This window comes from Parabacteroides sp. ASF519, from assembly GCF_000364265.2.
Classification (GTDB): Bacteria; Bacteroidota; Bacteroidia; order Bacteroidales; family Tannerellaceae; genus Parabacteroides; species Parabacteroides goldsteinii.
Window position 1 is genome coordinate 920,408 of record NZ_AQFV02000006.1, and the last position, 16,323, is coordinate 936,730.

Genomic DNA, 16,323 nt, shown 5'->3' on the forward strand with positions numbered 1-16,323 from the left:
TAGTCGTACCATAGTAATTTTTTTACCTTTGCCCGTAGACTAAACAAATATAACATGAACAAGAAACTTATTCTTTCTTTGCTAGCTTTAGCCGGTGTCCCTGCCTTGATGATGGCGGCGGACGATGCACGCCTGTTGCGTTTCCCGGCAACGAATGGTAATGAGATTGTTTTCTCGTATGCCGGCGATCTTTATAAAGTTCCTGCAAAAGGAGGTGAAGCTCAACGTCTGACTTCGCATGTCGGCTATGAGATGTTTCCTCGCTTTTCTCCTGATGGTAAAACAATTGCTTTTACAGGACAGTATGATGGAAATACGGAAGTGTTCACTATTCCTTCTACCGGAGGCGAACCTTTGCGTGTAACCTATACGGCGACTAATGCACGTGATGACCTGGGTGACCGCATGGGACCGAACAATATCGTGATAGCCTGGACACCCGACGGCAGTCGTATTGTTTACCGCAACCGCATCAGCAGCGGCTTCGACGGTAAATTATATACAGTAGATAAAGAAGGAGGCCTTTCAGAAGTTATACCTTTGCCTGAAGGCGGTTTCTGTAGTTATTCTCCGGATGGAAAACAGTTGGCTTACAATCGTGTAATGCGTGAATTCCGTACCTGGAAATATTATAAGGGAGGTATGGCTGACGATATCTGGATTTATAATCCGGAAAAGAAGTCTGTCGAAAATATAACGGACAATGTGGCTCAGGATATTATTCCGATGTGGATCGATGATGAAATATTTTTCCTTTCTGACCGAGACCGGACAATGAATATCTTTGTTTATAACACAAAAACGAAACAAACGAGTAAAGTCACTGATTTTACAGAATATGATGTAAAGTTCCCGAGTGCAAATGGTCATACTATCGTATTCGAGAACGGTGGTTATATTTATAAAATGGATGCTACGGCGAAAAAGCCGGAAAAAGTAGAGATCAAACTGACTTCCGATAATATCTATGCCCGTAGTGAAATAAAGAACGGTTCGTCATACCTTACCAATGCTAGTATTTCTCCTGATGGGGAACGTGTGGTAGTAACTACTCGTGGTGAAGTTTTCAACCTGCCTGTAGAAAAAGGCGTGACAAAGAATATTACCCGTTCGCCCGGACAGCATGACCGTGAAGCCCAATGGTCGCCTGATGGAAAATATATTGTTTATATTTCGGATGGCACGGGCGAAACAGAGCTTTATCTTCAGGATGCCACTGGTGGTGAACCTGTTCAACTGACAAAAGATAACGATACTTATATCCGTTCTTTTGAATGGAGTCCCGATTCAAAATCAATTGTTTATACCGATCGTAAGAACCGGGTAAACCTGCTTGATGTAGTCGGAAAGAAAACAACCGTATTGTTTCAGAACCCGATGGCGGAGATACGCGACGTAACCTTCTCTCCGGATAGTAAATGGCTGACTTATAGCCGTCCGGCGGAAAATCAGGTGAGTATTGTGTATGTTTATGATATTGCTGCACGTAAGGAATATCCTGTTACGGATAAATGGTACGACTCTCATTCTCCGGCCTTCAGTACAGACGGAAAATACTTGATCTTCGCCTCTTCACGTGACTTTAATCCGACTTATGGCTCTTTGGAATGGAACCATGTTTATAACAATATGGGAGGTGTTTATCTGGCGTTGCTTCAAAAAGATACTCCTTCTCCATTCCTTCAGAAAGATGCCGAAGTAAAAGTTGCTAAAGAAGAAACGGCTAAGAAAGAGGATAAAAAGAAAGAAGATAAAGATAAGAAAGATGTTTCGACAGAAACCGGTATAAAGATTGATCTGGAAGGTATAACCGACCGTATTATCAAACTTCCTTTACCGGGTTCTTATTATGGCAATTTTTATTCGGATGGCGAAAAAGTCTGGTATTATGGTCGCGGCGGAACAAAAGTGTACGATTTGAAAAAACAAAAAGAAGATACTGTTGCTGACGGAGCTTCCATGTCTGTTACTCCGGGAAGTAAAAAAGCCCTTTTCTATAAAGGAAGACAGATCTATGTGACCGACATACCTTCCGGCAGTGTTGATTTGAGTAATGCAGTCGATCTTTCCAATATGAAGATTACGGTGGATTATCCGAAAGAATGGGCACAGATATTCGATGAGGCATGGCGTGCTTACCGGGATGGTTTCTATGTGGAGAACATGCATGGTGTGGACTGGAAAGCGATCAAAGAAAAATATGCCGTTCTTCTTCCTTACGTGAAGACTCGTCTGGATCTGAATTATGTGATCGGTGAAATGATTGGCGAACTGAACTGCGGCCATGCCTACGTGAATCCTGGTGAAACAGATCGTCCGGAGCGTGTGCAGACCGGTCTGTTAGGTGCTGAGATTTCACGTGACAAGAGTGGATTCTTCCGTCTGGAAAAGATATTACCGGGAGCATCCTGGAGTAAAGACCTGCGTTCTCCGTTGACAGAACCGGGTATCGAGGCGAAAGCCGGAGAGTTTATCGTGGCTATCGACGGGATTCCGACTAACAGTGTAAAGGATATGTATTCTTTATTAGTCGGTAAAGCCGGTATCCCGACAGAACTTTCATTGAACAGCAAGCCTGAATTGGGGGGAGCTCGTAAAATAGTGATCTGTCCGTTGGCTGAAGAATATTCGTTGTATCATTACAACTGGATACAGGATAATATCAAGAAAGTGGATAAAGCGACTAACGGCCGTGTAGGATATATCTATATTCCGGATATGGGCGTAGACGGATTAAATGAATTTGCCCGTTATTTCTATCCTCAGCTGGATAAGGAAGGTCTGATCATCGACGATCGTGCCAATGGTGGTGGAAATGTATCTCCGATGATTCTGGAACGTCTTTCCCGCGAACTGTATCGTCTGACCATGCGTCGTGGTTCGAACCATATCGGTACTGTTCCGGATGCCGTACAGGTAGGTCCGAAGGTTTGTTTGATCAATAAATATTCTGCATCGGATGGCGACCTGTTCCCCTGGGGATTCCGTGCTTTGGGACTGGGTAAGCTGATCGGAACCCGTACCTGGGGTGGTATCGTCGGCATTAGCGGCCCACTGCCTTACATGGACGGAACAGATATCCGTGTACCTTTCTTCACCAGCTATGATCCGAAGACGGGTCAGTGGATTATCGAAAACCATGGTGTTGACCCGGATATCCTGATCGACAATGATCCGATTAAGGAATGGAATGGCGAAGACCAGCAGCTGAACAAGGCTATCGAAGAAGTAATGAAAGACCTTCAGAACCGTAAACCGTTGGCTCCGGTTCCGGCTCCGAGGGATTTCAGCAAATAATGTTGAAGTAAAATATGGAAGAAAGGATATCTCACAGCATGGGGTATCCTTTTTTCATTTACATGCTTAAATTACTTTTTTACTGCCAGAAGAACATGCAATAAATTGATTTGCCGATGAATGAAGTTTATTATTTTATATATTTGTGACCGTTAATATGGAAATGGAGAAAGCATGCTAGAGGAAAGGAGATTATTAAAAGAGTTAACCGAAGGATCAGAGTTTAGTTTTAATGCTCTGTACAACCTATGGGCCTCCAGACTTTACCATTTTGCGTTCTCTTATTTGAAATCAGACAGTGCGGCGAAAGATGTCGTGCAGGAAACATTTGTAAAGATCTGGTCTAATAGAACGAGTATTAATCCGGATGCCTCTTTTAAGGCTTATTTATTTACTATCTCCTATCATTTTTTATTGAAAGAACTTCGTCGTCAGTTGAATCATCCGCAGATGGAGGATTACCTGGATTTTAAAAAAGATCTTATTTCGACTGATAACGTAGAAGCTAAATATGATTTCGACCTTTTTCTAAAAGAGTTGGAAGTTGCCAAGCAAAAACTGACACCCCGGCAAAGGGAGATATTTGTTTTGAATAAGGAATATAATCTTTCCGTTACAGAAATCGCTTCCCGGCTATCTATAACGGAGCAAGTGGTGCGTAACCAACTTTCAGCTGCATTGAAAGTGTTGCGCAACGAATTATCCAACTATTCCTATTTATTTATACTTTTCACGATTTATTTCTGAAAATATGTTTTATAGCATGCAGAAGCGTATGTTATAAATTTAACCTTTCAGGATATTACTCATAAACGAACGAAATTTCCAGCTTATGAGTACATCATTATATAGAAATTTGAAAGATTGGTTAACGAAATATCAGACTGAACAAATTAGTCGGAAAGAATTTCGTGAACTCAGGAAAGAAATCAATAATCATTCGGATGAGGAACTTTTCCCTGTATTGCTTGATAGTTGGAATAGTTGGGATAATAACGGAAGTTTATCGTCTGAAGATGCCCAAAGTTTATTGGTTCGTATCCGGCAGGAGATGAACATAATACCAGCTCCTAAAATTAGAAAATTTAACTGGCGACAAATTGCTGCGGCTATAGCATTTCTGATTATGGGAAGCTTGTCAGTTTATTTATATGTAGATAACCGTGAAATTACTCAGTTGGCGGACCGAATCATGGAAGTTAAAGTCGGAAAAGGAGAGCGGGTTTCAATTACTTTACCGGATGGAACAGCTGTAAAGCTTAATTCAGAGTCTATACTTTCTTATAAACAGGATTTTGGGAAAAAAGACCGGCGTGTATCTCTTTCTGGTGAAGGATATTTTGATGTACAAAAAGACGTGCAAAAGAAATTTGTAGTGAATACCGAATTTATGGATATTGAAGTAACGGGTACTTCGTTCAATGTATATGCTTATTCAAATAAGGATATATTGGAAATGGCATTAGTGCAGGGGAGTGTTACTGTTTCTTCTGTTCGTCCGCCTTTTGAGAGGCTGAATGTAGTTCCTAACGAGAAAGTCATTTATGATAAAAAAACGGGTACAATGAAGAAAATAACGACTTCGAATGTATTGGAAACTGCTTGGGTAAGTAAAGAACTGGTGTTCAGGTCGGAACCGATGGATGCAGTATTAAAGAGAATAGGGCGGAAATATGGTGTCTCTTTTGAAATTATGGATTCCTCACTTGTTAAGGATACCTATACTGGTGTGTTTGATAAGGAAGAGATTGAAGAGGTTATAGATATATTGAAAGTGCACTATGGTTTTGATTACAAAATAAAAGGGAATGAAGTTCAACTTTTTGCGACAAATAAATAGAGTGTTAACCTTAAAAAAATAAGCATTATGAAAACATAGGAAAGAGAAAAAATATCCGGAAAGCGGGCAGGCTCTCCGGATAAATCGTCGAATTCAGTTTCGCGAAGCTATGTGATGGCATAGCAGTAAAAAAACTAAAAGTCAACTTTAAATTTTTTATTATGAATGTTATTCAACACTTAATTAAGTTAAGACGTAAAAGTACGAATTTTTGTGTAACAAACTTGTTACTTGTACTAAGTTTTATCTTTTTAACAACTATACCAGCGAATGCGCAAACAGGTAATGTTAACCTGAAACTAAAGAATGTCACATTGCCTCGTCTTTTTCAAGAAATAGAAAAGCAATCAACTTACCGTTTTTCTTATCGGGATGCTGATCTTGTGGGAAAAGCCCCCGTTACAGTATCAGTGAAAGAACGGTCACTGAAAAGTGTTTTGACTGATATACTATCGAAACGAAATCTTCAATATCAGGTATCGGGTAATAAAATTTTGATAACTGTTTCTTCTGTGCAAACTCCGAAATCGACAGGAAAAAAAGAAGTTAGCGGAGTTGTTGTTGATGAAAGAGGCGAACCTGTTATCGGTGTCAATATTTCAGAGAAAGGAACGACTAACGGAACTATTACGGATATGGATGGTCGATTTTCTTTCAAAGTAGGCAATAACAGTAGTTTGCTAGTTTCCTATATCGGATATGACGGTCAGGAAATATCCGTTAGAGGGAAAAACCAGTTTAATATTACTCTAAAGGAAAATTCACAGGCTTTGGATGAAGTAGTCGTGATCGGATATGGTACGCAATCACGTGAATTGTTGACGACATCTGTTTCAAAGGTTGATAATAAGGTGTTGGAAAGCGTGCCTTATGGTAATCTGGCGTCTGCTTTGCAAGGATCGGTTTCCGGTGTGAGGGTGCAAAGTACTTCCGGACAACCCGGTGAAGCTCCCCGTATTGTTGTACGTGGCGGTACTTCTATTCAGAACCCGGACGGGGCTGCTCCTTTATATGTGGTCGACGGTATTACGCGCGACGACATCAATCATTTGTCAAGTAATGACATCGAGTCTATACAAGTATTGAAAGATGCTGCGTCTACTTCCATTTACGGAGCGAAAGGTTCGAACGGTGTTGTTATCGTAACGACTAAGTCGGCTAAGGCTGGTAAGGCTTCGGTTTCTTATTCATATGACTTTACCATATCAACGATAGGGAAGAAATATAAGATGGCGAATGCTAAAGATTATCTGACTATGCATCGTACGGGTATGATCATGCAGGATAAATTCCCGGATGCAAGCAGCGAATTAGGGATGGCACATGGTTATGGTACGGGAAATGATTTAACCAATCAAACAGCATTCACCACACAGTATTTGAATGATTCGAACCGACATAAACTGAATGAGGGTTGGCAAAGCATGCCGGATCCTGTAGATCCTTCTAAGACATTGATATTCCAAGATAATAAGACGTCGGATTTGGCTTATCGCACCGGCTTTTCACATAACCATCACGCCGAAGTGAGTGGTAGTTCCGAACGGGCAAAATTCCTGGCCGGTATAGGTTATCTGAAAAACGAAGGTACATTGCGTGCAACGGATTATAATCGTTTTTCTTTCAATATTAATGGCGAAGTAAAGGTTTTGGATAATTTGAACGTTACGGGAAGAGTGTATTATTCCAATACAAGAACGCATTCATCACCTTTCGGCACCGATGTTTCATTTTTCAGAAATGCTAGTTTAGCACCGACTGCCAAGATTTATTTTGAGGATGGCTCATATGCTCCCGGTGCGCAATGGGGGATGAGTAACCCGTTATATTCTATGTCGATTGCGAAATATACGGATAAATCGGAGAACTATACGTTGTCGTTGGGTGCGGACTGGACGATCTTGCCGGGACTTTCCTTCAAACCTCAAATCGCCTTGTATAAAACGAATACCGATAAAAACCGTTTTATGCCGGCGTATTGGAATGGACCGAGTCAACAGATAAAAACGAGAGAGGCTTCTGCCTATCATACCGAATGGTCGCATTATCAGGCAGACGCTGTACTGGACTATACGAAGACGTTTTGGGAAGATCATAATTTTTCTGCTATGTTAGGATTGAATTATACGGAACGTATTATCGATTCGATCGAAGCTGCCGGTAGAGGCGGGGCTACGGATAATATTACGACTGTGAACGGTATTGCGGAAAGAACCAAGGCTTCAAGTTCGAGTACTACGCATAAGATGATGGGATATTTCGGACGAATTAATTACAATTACAAAAACAAATATCTGTTGACCTTTAGCGCCCGTTATGATGGCGCCTCTAACTTAGGACGTAATAACAGATACGGATTTTTCCCGGGAGTTTCGGGAGGTTGGCATATTGACCAGGAGAATTTTTATCCGGACGGACTGAAGAAAATCGTGAAAGCCAAATTGCGTGCCAGCTATGGTGTGAACGGTAATATCAACGGACTTGCCGATTGGGCCGCTGACGGTAATTATAGTGTGGGACAGACATTTTTCGGAAATCCTGCTATTCGTATCAGTATCCCGGCAAATAATGATGTGAAATGGGAACGCTCGAAGACATTCGATATCGGTGGTGATTTTAAATTCTTGAATGGCCGACTGAATATTACGGCTGATTATTTTAGAAGAAAGACCGATCATTTGATTACAATGCTTACGTTGCCGCCATCTACAGGTCTGGGGGAGGTGTATACTAATCTGGGAAGCCTCGAGAATAAAGGTGTAGAACTGGAAATCAATGCTGAAGTACTCCGTTTTGGGAAAGATGGCAGTTGGACGATCGGGTTTAACGCATCGAGGGTAAAGAACAAGATTTTGGAATTACCGGAAAACGGTGTGGAAAACAATCGTATCGGAGGTGAATATGTATGGGATGCATCCAAAAAACAACATACTTGGCAAGGTGGCTTGCAGGAGGGAGGAACTATGGGGGATATGTTCGGATATAAACAATTGGGTGTTTATTCAACTGATGAAGAGGCAGCCAAAGCTCCGCAAGACATGCTTATAACTATTGAAGACAGAACAAAGTTCGGAGGTGATGTAAATTGGTTGGATGCAGACGGTGACGGTAAGATCGATTCGAAAGACCGGATATATATAGGAAATCAATATCCGAAATGGACGGGCGGTGTTTCCAGTAATTTGTCGTTCAGTGGTTTCGACTTCTATGTAAGGGCAGACTATACAGCCGGACATACGATTTATAACTGGGCGAGGATGTTTATGGATTACACGTTGTTCGGAAGCAACAATATGACGCAGGATGTTGTAAAATACTCCTGGAAAAAGCAAGGAGATGTAACGGATTATCCTCGTTTTTATAGAGGTAATTTCACACAGTGCAATGCAACGGGAGCAAGACCCGGATCAATGTATTACGAAAAGGGTAATTTCCTGTGTTTCCGTGAGGTGACTCTTTCTTATTCTTTCTTGCCTGAGATATTTAAAAAAGCGAGAATCAGTAATGTACGTGTATCCGTAACAGGTAGCAACCTTTTGTATATTACAAGTTATAAGGGGCTGAACCCTGAAGATGGAGGAACCGATAACGGGCGCTATGCAATGCCTAGAAACGTGACTTTTTCAGCTAATCTTACATTTTAAAAACATGACGTTATGAAAAATAGAATCAGAATAATTAGAAACGCAATAATAGCCGTCTTGTTTACTTCGTTAGTAAGTTGTGATGTGCTGGATGTAGAACTACCGAGTGTAATCAGTGGCAATTCGTTTTGGAAAACAGAAGAAGATATCAAGGCTGCAATTCAGGGAATGTATACTCACTTGAGAGAAGTTGACGAAGAATTGTTTTTATTGGGCGAATCCCGTGCCGAGACAACTGGTTTGAATGCAGCAGGTAGTGCCGGTGGGTATGATATTTATTTTAATAATACGCTTACCTCCGCAACGGTCGGGGCTGAGTGGAAAACCTTCTATTCGTTAATCAATTCGTGTAACTTGATTATCAAATATGCGGAAGGTGTCAATTTTAATTCCCAGGCAGATAAAAACTATTATTTGGCACAAGCTTATGTGATGAGAGCCTGGGCCTACTATGTAATGGTCCGCTCTTGGGGAGACTTGATTATCCGTACCGAACCGGTTGAGGGTACAGACCCTAAAGTGCTTTACAAAGAGAGATCGTCTGTCGCAGAAGTATTCACACTTATCAAAAGTGATATCGATAAATCGATTGAACTCTTTGCCGACCATCCGAATAGCGGCGCGCCTGCCAGTGGAAGAATCTATTGGAATAAACCAGCGGCAAATGCTTTAAAAGGTGATGTTTATCTTTGGACGGGAAAACGGCTGAATGGAGGGGAAAAGGATTTCACAATTGCTTTGAATGCTTTGAAGGAAGTTAAGCAACCGGGAGTTGATTTGATCGCTGATTTCGGTAAAATATTTGATGTAAGCAATAAGTTCAACTCGGAACTTCTATTTTGTGCTCATTATCAGAAAGACGAAAGAAATCATAACTTCTATTGGCATACTTGGATCATCCAGGCAGGCGTTCCGGGAAATATCGATGATGAAACCAGAAATATGCTTTTCCCGACAGGCGGCGGTCAGGCGCTTACTTGCCCCACGAAATTGTTGGTCGACTCGTATGATCCCGATGATACCCGAAAGGCAGGCACATTGTATGAAATATATACCTATGACGAAGCTGGCAACCGGGAATATTATCAAAGCGTGTGTATGAAGGGGAAAGGACTGGTTGAATCTGGACACAGATACTTTATGAGCCATGTTATTCTTTACCGCTATGCTGATGTTCTCCTGATGATGGCAGAAGCGAAAAATGCCTTGGGCATGGATCCTTCCGATGAAATCAACCAGATAAGAAAAAGAGCATATGGAGAAAACTTCGACAAACATGTCTTTGTCAACGGTTCAAAAGAATATAATGATGAAGTGATTCTGAAAGAACGCTTGTTGGAGTTTGCCTTTGAATGTAAAAGATGGTGGGATTTATTACGTTTTGACAAAGCGTTCGATTTGGTTCCGTCTCTTCAGAATAAAAAAGGAAAAGATTATCTGAAATTATTCCCTATCAGCGATAATTTGATGAGTAAAGAACCCATGGTAAAACAAAACCCGGGATACGATAACTGACCAATAATAGTAAAATTCTCAAAGAAAAATTGAGTACAAAATTTTATTATTGAAGTCTATAATACAAAACAAATACTAAAAAAATGAGAATATTTTTGATAATACTCTTTGCTTTCTCCTGCTTTTCAGGCAATATACTGGCAAAAGAGTTGAACAAACAGCCGGGAGTACGAAAAATAAAAGATGTGGTTGTATACGACGACCCGCAGTTTTACGTAGCATTTCCTTCTGTTGTAAAAAGCGGTGATGATTATCTGGTCGCCTTCCGCCGTGCCCCTAACAGGGTCATGTTGAAAGAGCCGTACCCGACACATACCGATTTGAATAGTTACTTAGTAATGGTCCGTTCCAAAGATGGTGAAACCTGGACAAAAAATCCCGAATTAATTTATGCACATCCTTTTGGAGGATCCCAGGACCCCTGTCTGTTGACACTGAGAGACGGAACGTTGCTTTGTACGAGCTACGGTTGGACACATCTCCGGGAAGATGCCATTGCCCAGTTGGAGCAACCTGTCTACCACGAAGGAGGCTGGGTTGCTTTGGGCGGATATATTATGCGTTCCTTTGATAATGGCAAGACATGGGAAGGACCGATCTATCCTACCGCAGTGAAAGATGGAATCTATAAAGACCCGATGGGAAACCCGTTATCTGCCTATAACAGAGGAGCTTTGTATGAAGGTAAAAGCGGAAGAATTTTTTGGGTAGTGGCTGCCATGGATGACTATCCGCTTACAAAAACATCCAATCACCTGCTTTATTCGGACGACAAAGGGCTGACCTGGCAATACGCAAGTATCGTGGCAACTCATGAGAAATTCATATTCAATGAAGCTTCTGTTTATGAGACACCTAAAGGAGATATAGTCGCATTCATACGTACCGAGAACCCGGAAACACGCGCCTGCATCGCTCGTTCTACAGACGGTGGAAAAACGTTTAAATGGCAACCGATGGGTTTTTACGGACACCCGCTGGCGGCTGTAAGGCTACCGGACGATCGCGTGTTTCTGACATACGGTTACCGGGAGAAACCCTGTGGCGTACGGGCCCGGATTTTAAATGCAGAATGTACAGACTTTGCAACCACAGAGGAAATCATACTTCGTGATGATAACGGACCCGGTACAGACGTGGGCTATTCATGGCCGATTGTGCTAGATAATAACAAAGTACTGGTCGTTTACTATATAACCAAAGACGACGGTCAGCGCTATATCGGGGGTACGATCCTGGAAGTAGACCCAAAGAAAAAATAGCATATTGATTTTCTGCTTAAAATAAGAGGGGGAGAGGTCGACAGACCTCCCTCCGCTTTATAACTCCTAACATGTAAGATATAACTCAAAATGAAAAGATACTTCGTATATCTGTTTTTTTATTCTTTCATATCCTGCCATCTTTCTGTGGAAGATAAAGTGTACAATTCCGGAATACATATCATACCGGAACCCTTACAGCTGGAAGTTCGACAAGGCGTCTTTCCTGTCAGCAACTCGACCACCCTATCACTGGAAAATGGTGATTGGGAAAAAGAAGCCTCTATATTAATGAATAAGCTGGAAAAAGCAAGCGGATATAAACTCTCTTTTTCGGATAACTCTTCCAATAATTGCATTAGGTTCAAAACGAATGAAAAACTGGGAGAAGAAGGATACGAAATAGAAGTAGACGACCGGCAAATATCACTTTCGGCCGCCACAGAAAAGGGTATGTTTTATGCCATACAAACATTCTTCCAACTCTTACCGGCAGAAATCGAAAGTGCGAAACCATTGAAAATGAAACTATCTGTTCCTGCTGTTAAAATTGCAGACCATCCACGGTTCAGTTACAGAGGAGTGATGATAGACGTGAGCCGCCATTTCTTTACCGTGGAAGAACTGAAAAAACAGATATCCGTGATGGCCATGCTTAAACTGAACCGCCTGCATTTGCATCTGACGGATAATCAGGGATGGCGTATAGCTATCGATAAGTATCCGCAACTGGTTGAATATTCTGCCGTACAGGAAACATATAATGAAGAGTTATACGGTCCTTGCTATTATACAAAAGAAGATATAAAAGAACTGGTAGCCTATGCCGACCGTCATCATATAGAGGTGATACCCGAGATAGAGTTCCCGGGACACAGTTTGTCGGCCCTGGTTCCTTTCCCCGGATTGTCATGTAGCGGCGGACCTTTTAAAAGTGAACAGGTCTTTGGCTATGAAGAGAATGTCTTTTGTGTAGGCAACGACTCCGTATTCACTTTTATGGAAAATGTATTGACGGAAATAGCCGAACTATTTCCAGCCCGCTATTTACACATCGGGGGAGACGAATGTGTTAAGAGATATTGGCAAACATGTCCCCGTTGCCAGGCATTAGCCAAAAGGCTGAACCTCCGCCCAACTCCGGAGCACTCGGTGGAAGAACAATTGCAAAGCTATGCCATCAAACGGATGGAGCGTTTTATCTCCGGTACGTTGGGTAAACGCATGATCGGTTGGGAAGAAATTCTGGAAGGCGGATTGCCTGAAGATGCAACCGTAATGAGCTGGAAAGGCACCGAATGCGGAGCCAAGGCAGCAGCCACAGGCCACGACGTTGTTATGGCTTCCATGGCCGACGGTCTCTACCTATGTGCTGCACAAGGCGCCGATGAAGTAGAACCGGCTGCTATGGGCGGACAATCTTACCTGAAAGACGTATACGATTTCGAGCCGCTTCCAAAAGAGTTGGCTCCCGACAAAAGAAAACATGTAATCGGTACCCAAGCATGCTTATGGAGCGAATGGACGCCCTCCGGAGAACTGTTGGAATACATGCTCTATCCCCGAACCATGGCTTTGGCGGAAACAGCCTGGACAACACCCGAAAAGAAAAACTGGGACGCCTTCCTGCGCCGTCTGGAAAACATGCAGGTCCGTTTGGATTTGAAAGGCATCAATTACCACATTCCGCTTCCGGAAGGAGAATTGACGACCAACAAAGTCTTTACCGGAGATTCTGTCGTGTTGGAATTAAAAAACAGCCGTTCCTTGCCTATGGTCTATACGACAGACGGATCAACTCCCGACATGCATGCTCCCTCTTTGCCGGAGCGGTTAGTACTGCACCAGCCGTGTACACTCAAAGTCTGTACAAAGACTGCAAGCGGCAAACTCAGTCCGATACGTACCATAAACGTTGACAAGCAAACACCCAGACCCGCAGTCGACGGTATCTGCAACGGACGAATCCACCTCCGGCTGGCAAACGGCCTTTTTAAGGATCATAACGACTTTGCAAAAGCAGTATACGAAACAGATACGATAATAAACTCTTTTGCTGCATATAATAACAATAAATTCGATTTCAAAACCCCCGGACTGGCATGCTATTCCGGCGAAATCGAAGTACCGGAGACGGGTATTTACACTTTTAAATCGAACGCGGATGAGTTGTGGATTGCACAAAGACTAGTAATCTGTAATCCCACCTCTTCCCGCTTTTATGAGCAGAAGACGCAGATCGCCCTCGAAAAAGGTATTCATTCTTTCGACCTCGTGTTTTCCAACCGCTTGAAAGAAGGATTTGCCACCTGCTGGTACCCAATCGATTTTCAATACCTTCCGCCTTCCGGTGGCGAGTGGATAAAAAGCAATTAAAATTTTGTATAAACCATGAAGCACATATATAAACTATTGTTGGCAACTATCCTGTTGGGAAGTTGCCAAACCGACGGAAGCCAGACGGATTTGAATATAAACAGAAATCCGGACGAACTCTTCCTGAATACAACTCCCCATAAAAAAATGATCGTCGACGTTGATATGTGTACCGATGTAGACGACGCTTGTGCCCTGCGGATCGCAACAGCACTCGACGACGACGGCATCATTGACCTGCAAGGAGTAGCCTTTTCCGTAAACGGACCCAATAACCTCGATGCCCTGCGCGGTTTTCTCCTTCACGAAGGCAAGCCCGATGTATTGATAGGAAAAAGCGCGGTAGCCAACCCGCCTGAAGAATCACCCTACTGGGATCTGATGGCCGAATATAGCGATGGCAAGGTGGATGCCTACGAAGCTGTAAAAATGTACCGCAAAATACTCGCCAAAAGCGATACCCCGGTCGATATCGTTACAACCGGCTACACCACCAACATCGAGTGCCTGCTGAAAAGCGAACCAGACGAATACTCCGAGCTTACGGGCCAGGAACTCGTCAAAAGAAAATGCGGACAACTCTACGTCGTAGGCGCAACCTATCCGGAAGGGCGTTGCAACAACATCTGGTTTGCCCCCGCAGCCCGTACGGCGGCAGATTATATCAGCAAGCATTGGCCCTATCCGATACTCTTTTTCACCAACAATGTAGGCGGATTGCTCGTATGCGGCGCCGGCTTGCAACACGTAGACACCGAACGCAAAGACATCGTAACCCGTGCCTTATACGCCTTCGGAACCGATACCGGACGGCTTGCCTGGGACCCTTTCGGCGTATGGTGTGCCGGATATGCCTGTGGTAAAATCAACCGGCTGGGCTTCAAACGGGTAAATATATTCATTGATACCGAAACGGGTCGCAATACATTTACCGATGCAACCGATGGAAAGCATTACGTCATCTATCCGCTATGCAATAACAAAAACTATTATAATGCCATGATGGATCACCTGTTAATTAAAAAAGCCAAACTTTAATTGCTGACCGAATTATTTAATACCCATTTAAAACACATTTTTTAATACATAAAAGAATATGGAAAAGATAAACAGACGACAGTTCATAAGCCAGTTCGGACTGGCCACAGCAGCCATGTGCGTTTCGCCACGCTTCGCATTTGCCAAGCCACTCGCTTCGGATAAGAAAATCCGTCTGGGCGTAGTTGGAGGCAACTTCGGTTTAGGTTTTTTCTTCCACGAACATCCCAACTGCATCGTTGAAGCTGTGAGCGATCTGGACACCCAACGGAGAAACAAACTGATGGAAGTCTACCAATGTAAAAAATCATACGAATCGCTGGAGAAACTGCTCCGCGACCCCAAAGTCGAAGCCGTAGCCCTTTTCACCCCGGCACCCGACCATGTGCGCCACACAATCCAGTGCCTCAAGGCCGGCAAACACGTGCTCTGCGCCGTTCCGGCCGCCATGAACGAAGAAGAATGCTATCAGTTGTTTGAAGCCGTGAAACGTTCCGGACTCACGTACATGATGGCCGAAACAACCACCTACCGCGAAGAAACCATGATGGCACAGGAATTCTATCGCGCAGGCAAGTTCGGAAACATCTTCAGCAGTGCGGCCCAGTACTATCATCCCGGCCTGGAAACCTTGTATTTCGACGACAACAAGAAACCGACCTGGCGGCATGGCCTTCCACCGATGCTATACCCTACGCATGTTACCTCTTTCCTGATCGCCGTCACCGGCGAAAGACTCGTAAGCGTAGCCTGCAACGGTTGGGGCGATGGAAGCCCGCTTTTGAACAACAACCCTTATGGTAACCCTTTCTGGAATGAGACTGCACTCTTCCGTACCGACAAGGGCAACTCCTTCATGGGCGAAGTATGCTGGCGAGGTGCGCTGGTAGGCGTTGAAAGAGGCCAGTGGCATGGCGACAAAATGAGTTACTATTCCGAATATAAAGGCCTGGGTTCGCATCAGGTAGTCTCCAGCGAAATGCAGGGCAAAGACGAAGGCGGTTTCGTTGTCGACGAACCCGAAATGCACTTTGTCGAAATGAAACCCTTCTGGAAGACCGGCTTGCCCGGAAAGATCAGCCATATCAGTGGACACGGCAACTCGCATTGTTTCATTACCCACGAGTTCATCAGCTCGCTTGTGGAAAACCGCAAGCCCGGGGTCGATGTACATGAAGCGCTGGCTTACACCATCCCTGGTATCATTGCCCACAAATCGGCCATGCACGATGGCGAGTTATTGAAGATACCGGTATTCGATTAAACATTTATACATGTATAAAATATACCATGACTAATACATTTTTACATTTTTTTTCATGCTATAGAATTGTGTGATAACCAATGCAGC

Annotated in this window: 9 protein-coding genes; all 9 read left to right on the plus strand. The window is 43.3% G+C overall.

The window, feature by feature from the left end:
• Positions 1-54: 54 nt before the first annotated feature.
• The 9 genes from C825_RS03535 to C825_RS03575 all read left to right on the plus strand — a co-directional run bounded on the left by C825_RS03535 (position 55) and on the right by C825_RS03575 (position 16,236).
• Positions 55-3,297, plus strand: a complete 3,243-nt coding sequence (locus C825_RS03535; protein WP_010801413.1) for a S41 family peptidase — start codon at positions 55-57, stop codon at positions 3,295-3,297.
• A 174-nt stretch (positions 3,298-3,471) separates the two neighbouring features.
• Positions 3,472-4,044: an RNA polymerase sigma factor gene (locus C825_RS03540; RefSeq protein ID WP_010801414.1), complete on the plus strand. Its 573-nt coding sequence runs from the start codon at positions 3,472-3,474 to the stop codon at positions 4,042-4,044.
• An 85-nt stretch (positions 4,045-4,129) separates the two neighbouring features.
• Positions 4,130-5,137 carry a FecR family protein gene (locus C825_RS03545; protein ID WP_010801415.1) on the plus strand — a complete coding sequence of 336 codons (1,008 nt, stop codon included), beginning with the start codon at positions 4,130-4,132 and terminating at the stop codon, positions 5,135-5,137.
• Positions 5,138-5,649: 512 nt separating this feature from the next.
• Positions 5,650-8,781, plus strand: coding sequence for a SusC/RagA family TonB-linked outer membrane protein (locus tag C825_RS03550; protein WP_232434156.1), 3,132 nt, complete (start codon positions 5,650-5,652; stop codon positions 8,779-8,781).
• Positions 8,782-8,793: 12 nt separating this feature from the next.
• Positions 8,794-10,296, plus strand: a complete 1,503-nt coding sequence (locus tag C825_RS03555; protein WP_010801417.1) for a RagB/SusD family nutrient uptake outer membrane protein — start codon at positions 8,794-8,796, stop codon at positions 10,294-10,296.
• Between the two features lie 83 nt (positions 10,297-10,379).
• A complete protein-coding gene (locus C825_RS03560; protein ID WP_010801418.1) occupies positions 10,380-11,558 on the plus strand; it encodes a sialidase family protein in 1,179 nt (392 codons plus the stop codon).
• A 90-nt stretch (positions 11,559-11,648) separates the two neighbouring features.
• Positions 11,649-13,934: a family 20 glycosylhydrolase gene (locus C825_RS03565; RefSeq protein WP_010801419.1), complete on the plus strand. Its 2,286-nt coding sequence runs from the start codon at positions 11,649-11,651 to the stop codon at positions 13,932-13,934.
• Between the two features lie 15 nt (positions 13,935-13,949).
• Positions 13,950-14,972, plus strand: a complete 1,023-nt coding sequence (locus tag C825_RS03570; protein ID WP_010801420.1) for a nucleoside hydrolase — start codon at positions 13,950-13,952, stop codon at positions 14,970-14,972.
• Positions 14,973-15,087: 115 nt separating this feature from the next.
• The gene (locus tag C825_RS03575) at positions 15,088-16,236 is read left to right on the plus strand and encodes a Gfo/Idh/MocA family protein (RefSeq protein ID WP_232434159.1); all 1,149 of its coding nucleotides are present in this window, start codon (positions 15,088-15,090) and stop codon (positions 16,234-16,236) included.
• Positions 16,237-16,323: the final 87 nt, after the last annotated feature.

What these genes read in the sequence shown, in the direction of transcription:
- C825_RS03535 (WP_010801413.1), top strand. Translation starts at nt 55, where the DNA reads ATGAACAAGAAACTTATTCTTTCTTTGCTAGCTTTAGCCGGTGTCCCT.
- C825_RS03540 (WP_010801414.1), top strand. Translation starts at nt 3,472, where the DNA reads ATGCTAGAGGAAAGGAGATTATTAAAAGAGTTAACCGAAGGATCAGAG.
- C825_RS03545 (WP_010801415.1), top strand. Translation starts at nt 4,130, where the DNA reads ATGAGTACATCATTATATAGAAATTTGAAAGATTGGTTAACGAAATAT.
- C825_RS03555 (WP_010801417.1), top strand. Translation starts at nt 8,794, where the DNA reads ATGAAAAATAGAATCAGAATAATTAGAAACGCAATAATAGCCGTCTTG.
- C825_RS03560 (WP_010801418.1), top strand. Translation starts at nt 10,380, where the DNA reads ATGAGAATATTTTTGATAATACTCTTTGCTTTCTCCTGCTTTTCAGGC.
- C825_RS03565 (WP_010801419.1), top strand. Translation starts at nt 11,649, where the DNA reads ATGAAAAGATACTTCGTATATCTGTTTTTTTATTCTTTCATATCCTGC.
- C825_RS03570 (WP_010801420.1), top strand. Translation starts at nt 13,950, where the DNA reads ATGAAGCACATATATAAACTATTGTTGGCAACTATCCTGTTGGGAAGT.
- C825_RS03575 (WP_232434159.1), top strand. Translation starts at nt 15,088, where the DNA reads ATGTGCGTTTCGCCACGCTTCGCATTTGCCAAGCCACTCGCTTCGGAT.